Genomic DNA, 5,308 nt, shown 5'->3' with positions numbered 1-5,308 from the left:
GCACCCGCCCTGCCGGGGCTCCCGGGTTCCCGCTTACGAGAGCGACGTTCTCAGCAACTCGTTGAAGAGCTTCGGGTTACCCTTGCCGCGGCTTGCCTTCATGCACTGGCCCACCAAAAAGCCGATGACCTTCTGGTTTCCGTCGCGGTACTGCTGCGCCTGCTCGGCACAGTTTGCCAGCACCTCGTCCACGATCGGCTGCAGCGCGCCGGCATCGCTCACCTGACGCATACCGCGCTCGTCGACGATCTTGTTGGGATCGTCACCGGTCTGGGCCATGGCCTCAAAAACCTCGTGCGCTTGGTTGGAGCTGATGGCATCGGTCGCCAGCAGCTTGGCGAGTGCCGCCACCTGAGCCGGCGCGATGCCGGACTCGGCGAGCGACACGCCTGCTCCTTTAAGATAGGCGATCATCTCGTTGACCAGCAAGTTTGCGACCGTCTGGGCCTCCTTGCCGGCCATACCGGCAGCGGCGGCCTCAAAGAAGTCGGCAAACTCGGGGTCGCCGGCAATCTGCTCGGCGTCGGCCGTCTTAATACCGAAGTCAGCCTCAAAACGAACGCGCTTGGCATCGGGCAGCTCGGGGATCTCGCCACGGCAGCGGTCGATAAACTCATCGTCCAGATCGAACGGCGCCAGATCGGGATCGGGGAACAGACGATAGTCGTCGGCCGTTTCCTTCACACGCATGACCACGGTGCGCTTGCGGCTGGGCTCCCAGTGACGGGTCTCCTGGTAGATAATGCCGCCCTCCTCGAGCACCTCGGCTTGGCGGCAAATCTCGTAGGCAAGGCCGTCATGCAGGCTCTTAAACGAGTTGAGGTTCTTGAGCTCGGTCTTGGTGCCCAGCTTGGTCTCGCCGCGACGGCGCAGCGACACGTTGCCGTCGCAGCGCATGGAACCCTTCTCCATGGAGCAGTCCGAAATGCCCAGCGTCACAAAGATGCGACGGAGCTTCTCCATAAACAGGCGAGCCTCCTCGGGCGTGCGCAGGTCGGGCTCGGTGACGAGCTCGATGAGCGGCGTGCCGCAGCGGTTGTAGTCGACGAGCGACTCGGCCGCGGCGGTAATGCGGCCCTCGGCGCCGCCCACGTGCACCATCTTGGCGGCATCTTCCTCCATGTGGATACGCAAGATGCGGATGGGCACCGTGTAGGAACCGTCCTTGCGACGCTCGGGCATCTGCAGGTTGGACGCGTCATAGCTGGCCAGATGGCCGGCACGCTGATTGCCCTCGCGCATGGTCGACGTCATGGACGTGGACAGGCCCTCGGCATTGGCCGAAGCGCTCGCCAGGCTCTGAGCCTCGGCCTCGCCAAACGCGCAGTCGGGGCGCTCGGCGGCGCCACGACCGGTCACGTCCAGGTCCAGGTGACCGTACATGGCAAAGGCGACCGGACCCTGCGTGGTCTGGAAGTTCTTGGCCATATCGGGATAGAAGTAGTGCTTGCGGTAGAACATCGAGTGACGCTGAATCTCGCAGTTGGTGGCAAGACCGGCCTTGACGATGCTCTCGATGGCGCGCTTGTTGGGCACCGGCAGGGCGCCGGGCAGGCCCAGGCACACCGGGCACACGTTGGCGTTGGGCTCGTCATCGTGGCTGAGCTTGCAGTTGCAGAACATCTTGGTATCGAGTGCGGTGAGCTCGGTATGGATCTCCAGGCCGATCACGGCCTCCCAATCCTGCAGGACCTCGGAAAGCTCCTTCATTACAGCTCGCCTCCCTTCCCGGCAAAATCGGGCGCGACGGAAAGCGCGGGCGCACCCGTGGCGGTATCGGCAAAGCCGCGCTCCAGGGCGCGGGCAAACGTGAGCAGCTGACGGTCCTTAAAGGCCGGACCCACCAGCTGGGCAGAAACGGGCAGTTGCGTATCCTCGCCCAGGCCCAGCGGCACCGAGATACCACCGTTGCCGCAAATGTTGAGCGAAATGGTGTACAGGTCGGAGAGGTACATCTGCGTGGGGTCGCTAATCTCGCCAAACTTAAAGGCCGTGCGAGGCGAGGTGGGCATGAGGATGGTGTCCACCTGAGCATACGCGGTGTCGTAGTCCTGCGTGATGAGCGTGCGGGCCTTTTGCGCGGCGTAGTAGTACTTGTCGTACACGCCCGAGCTCAGCAGGTAGGCGCCGAGCATCTGACGGCGCTTGGCCTCGGCGCCAAAGCCGTGGGCGCGCGACAGCGAGCTCTGGTCGGACAGGTTGGCGCAGCCCTCCTCCTGATAGCCGTAACGGATGCCGTCGAAGCGAGCCAGGTTGGAGAACGCCTCGGCCGGGCCGATGACGTAGTAGGCGGCGATGGCGGCATCCAGGTGCGGCAGGTCCACCTCGACCAGCTCGGCACCCTGGTTCTGCAGCTCCTGGGCGGCGCGCTGAACAGCGGCCTTGACCTCGGGCGTCAGGCCCTCGGCCTCCATAAACGCGGTGATGATGCCCACGCGCTTGCCCCCGATGCTGTCGTTGAGATGCTCGGTAAAGTCGACGGCGCAATCCTGGCTGGTGCAATCGTACGGATCGTGGCCCGCACCGGTGAGCGCGTTCATGGCCAGCGCGACATCCTCGACCGTGCGGCCAAAGGGGCCCACCTGGTCGAGCGACGAGCCAAAGGCCACCACGCCGTAGCGGCTCACGGCGCCATACGTGGGCTTAAAGCCCACCACGCCGCAGAGGCTCGCCGGCTGGCGAATGGAGCCGCCGGTGTCCGAGCCCAGCGAGAGCGCGACCTCGCCCGCGGCGACGGCGGCAGCGGAGCCGCCCGAGGAGCCGCCGGGCACGCGCTCGGTATCCCAGGGGTTGTTGGTGCGGTGGAACGCCGAGCTCTCGGTGGAGCTGCCAAAGGCGAACTCGTCCATGTTTGCCTTGCCCATGGGCAGGCAGCCGGCATCGAGCATGCGCTGGACGCAGGTGGCGGTGTAGACGCTCTGGTAGTCCCCGAGCATGCGGGAAGCGCAGGTGGTGCGCGTGCCCACGAGGTTCATGTTGTCCTTGATGGCCAGCGGCACGCCCGCGAGCGGGGGCAGCGGCTTGCCTGCGGCACGGTCGGCATCCACGCGCGCGGCGGCCTCAAGCGCAAGCTCGGGCGCCACCTGCAGGAATGCCTGGAGCCCTCCCTCGCGCGCCTCGATGGCGGCAAGGGAGGCCTGAGCCACCTCGGTAGCGGTAAAGTCGCCGGCGGCAACGCCCGCGGCGATCTGGGCGGCAGTAAAGGAATCGAAGCTCTGCGCCATTACTCGCTCTCCCCCTCTCCCAAAATGGACGGCACGCGGAAGTAGCGGTCGCGCGCGCTGCCAGCGTTTTCCAGCGCGACGTCGAGCGGCAGGTCGCGCTCGGGCTCGCGCAGGTCGTCGCCCATCACGTTGGACAGGCTTCCGATAGGATGGAATGTGGGCTCCACGTCGGGCAAGTCATATTGCAAGACGGGCTCGAGCATCTGGACGGCATCGTTCATGTAGGACGTCATCTGGGCGAGCTCGTCATCGGTCAGTGCGATCTTTGCGTACTCGGCGATGCCGCGCACGTCTTTCTCGCTGAGTGCCATAGGCGCTCCCTTCCGCATAACAGTTAAACCGCTCTAGTATACAGGGCAACGCCGACTTGGAGCAGGCACTTTACCCAAATGCAGCGAAAACGTAACGAGGGTGGCGGTTGGCAGGGCGTGGTCCGGCGGTTCTACAGCGAAACCGCACCATCCATAGCGAAAACCGTCCCGTCCACAACGCAAACCGCGCCGTCCACAACGAAGATCATCACAACATTCGACGCTTTTCGCCAAAATCGAGATTTTCATCGAATGTTGTGACGGTTTTACTGCCGTGAGGAACGATCAAAATGCCGGCGTCCAAACAACAGCAACGCCGCGGGAACAGCCGTCACGGCCACGCCCGCCCCTACGAGCGTCTGCTGCACGCCAAATGTCGCCGCCAGCCACGGGGCAATCGCCAGCGGCGCCACGCCGGCGAACATATTGCCAAAGCCCATGACCGAGTTCACGCGACCGAGCTGCTCGAGCGGAGCCGTCGTTTGCACGATGGTGTTATGAAGCGGGTTGACGACGCCCCAGGCCACGCCCAGGGCAATCTGGCCGATAAGGGCCACGCCCACGTACGGAGTCCCCACGTAAATCAGGCTTCCCAGGCCCACGGACAGAAGCGCCACAAGCAGCGTTTTTAGGTTGATCAGGTGCGGCGGCAAATGGAGCGCGACCACGGCGCCCAGCACCGCGCCCACGCCGCAAGCAGACGAGAGCCAGCCCATCCACTCGACACCGACATGCAGAACATCACGGTAGAAGAATGACTCCAGTGGATCGAAGGCGCCATAGCCAAAGTTCGAAAGGAAAATAATGCAGAACAGCAGGGCGAGGACGCTGTTGGTAAAGACCGTCTTGATGCTGGTCGCGAAGGTTGCGCGGGTGGATTTACTGGAATCGGAGCTTTGACTGGCAGTACTTGCCGTTGTGCTGCTATCCGCGGGAGCACTTTCGCGCGCGACGGCGCGACCTGCTTGCGGCCTAAAGTCCCAACCGGCGGCGAGCGCCAGTACGGTAAAGAGCATCATGAGCAAAAACACCGCACGCGACGACGCAGCCGCCGCGACAAAGCCGCCCAGCGTGGGGCCAACGACGATACTCACGTTTGAGAACATGGCGATGGCGGAGTTGATGTCTTTGAGCTCGACAGGATCGTCGGTGAGATACGCCGGATAGGACGTGGCGATGGGCTGGGCAAACCCCATCACAAAGCCCAGGAGCACCGCGCCGGCAAGGACTGTTCCGGTCGCGCTTCCAAAGGCGAGGATTGCCGCGCCGGTTGCCAACGTGCCGACGATACTCGCCCGGAAATGCCGGCACGGACCCCAAGCGTCGAGCACCGCGCCGCCCGCAAAGGACCCCAGGATCACGAAGACGTTCATAAAGAGGACGGCCAGCGATGTCGCGACGACCGAAGCGTCGTCCGCATAGGTGAGCGTTCCGATGACGCCGATAAAGTAGCTGGTCTGAAAACCGGTGTAGATGAGAAAGCGCATCGCCACCAGGCGCTTGGCCTGCACGGACAGCGATGATTGAGGCTTTGAAAAAAGAGATGCGAGCATGGAGACTCCTTGTTTCATACGAATACGGGCGGTGGGCATTCGCCACCGTCTGTCAAATCAATCTATCCGCATGAAACATTAAGGACGCATCAGGACCCTTCTCTCCGTTTTTCGCTCAGTATGAACTACTTGGTAGATTGTAAGGCATCTCACAAAAATCTACCAAAGCAAAGACCACCACAAAGGTGCCTGGCCCCTCTGTGGTGGAAGTGACGTTTGT

Annotated in this window: 4 protein-coding genes; all 4 read right to left on the bottom strand. The window is 63.2% G+C overall.

Annotated features, from left to right (window positions below):
• Positions 1 to 33 precede the first annotated feature (33 nt).
• Complete coding sequence (gene gatB, locus SFLMC1_RS03650; protein WP_152074721.1) at positions 34 to 1,710, bottom strand: Asp-tRNA(Asn)/Glu-tRNA(Gln) amidotransferase subunit GatB; 1,677 nt, start codon at positions 1,708 to 1,710, stop codon at positions 34 to 36.
• Entirely contained in the window at positions 1,710 to 3,224 is a 1,515-nt protein-coding gene (gatA, locus tag SFLMC1_RS03645) for an Asp-tRNA(Asn)/Glu-tRNA(Gln) amidotransferase subunit GatA (protein WP_152074722.1), read from the bottom strand. The genes gatB and gatA overlap by 1 nt, the downstream gene beginning before the upstream one ends.
• Complete coding sequence (gene gatC / locus SFLMC1_RS03640) at positions 3,224 to 3,535, bottom strand: Asp-tRNA(Asn)/Glu-tRNA(Gln) amidotransferase subunit GatC (protein WP_035136890.1); 312 nt, start codon at positions 3,533 to 3,535, stop codon at positions 3,224 to 3,226. The genes gatA and gatC overlap by 1 nt, the downstream gene beginning before the upstream one ends.
• A gap of 266 nt (positions 3,536 to 3,801) precedes the next feature.
• Positions 3,802 to 5,088, bottom strand: coding sequence for an MFS transporter (locus SFLMC1_RS03635; protein WP_187323847.1), 1,287 nt, complete (start codon positions 5,086 to 5,088; stop codon positions 3,802 to 3,804).
• Positions 5,089 to 5,308 lie beyond the last annotated feature (220 nt).

Origin of the sequence: Collinsella aerofaciens, assembly GCF_901212495.1 — a bacterium.
Classification (GTDB): domain Bacteria; phylum Actinomycetota; class Coriobacteriia; order Coriobacteriales; family Coriobacteriaceae; genus Collinsella; species Collinsella aerofaciens_H.
The sequence above is the reverse complement of the archived record's forward strand: the minus strand, read 5'-3'. Positions and strand labels throughout refer to the sequence as shown.

What these genes read in the sequence shown, in the direction of transcription:
- gatB (WP_152074721.1), bottom strand. Translation starts at nt 1,710, where the DNA reads ATGAAGGAGCTTTCCGAGGTCCTGCAGGATTGGGAGGCCGTGATCGGC.
- gatA (WP_152074722.1), bottom strand. Translation starts at nt 3,224, where the DNA reads ATGGCGCAGAGCTTCGATTCCTTTACTGCCGCCCAGATCGCCGCGGGC.
- SFLMC1_RS03635 (WP_187323847.1), bottom strand. Translation starts at nt 5,088, where the DNA reads ATGCTCGCATCTCTTTTTTCAAAGCCTCAATCATCGCTGTCCGTGCAG.
- gatC (WP_035136890.1), bottom strand. Translation starts at nt 3,535, where the DNA reads ATGGCACTCAGCGAGAAAGACGTGCGCGGCATCGCCGAGTACGCAAAG.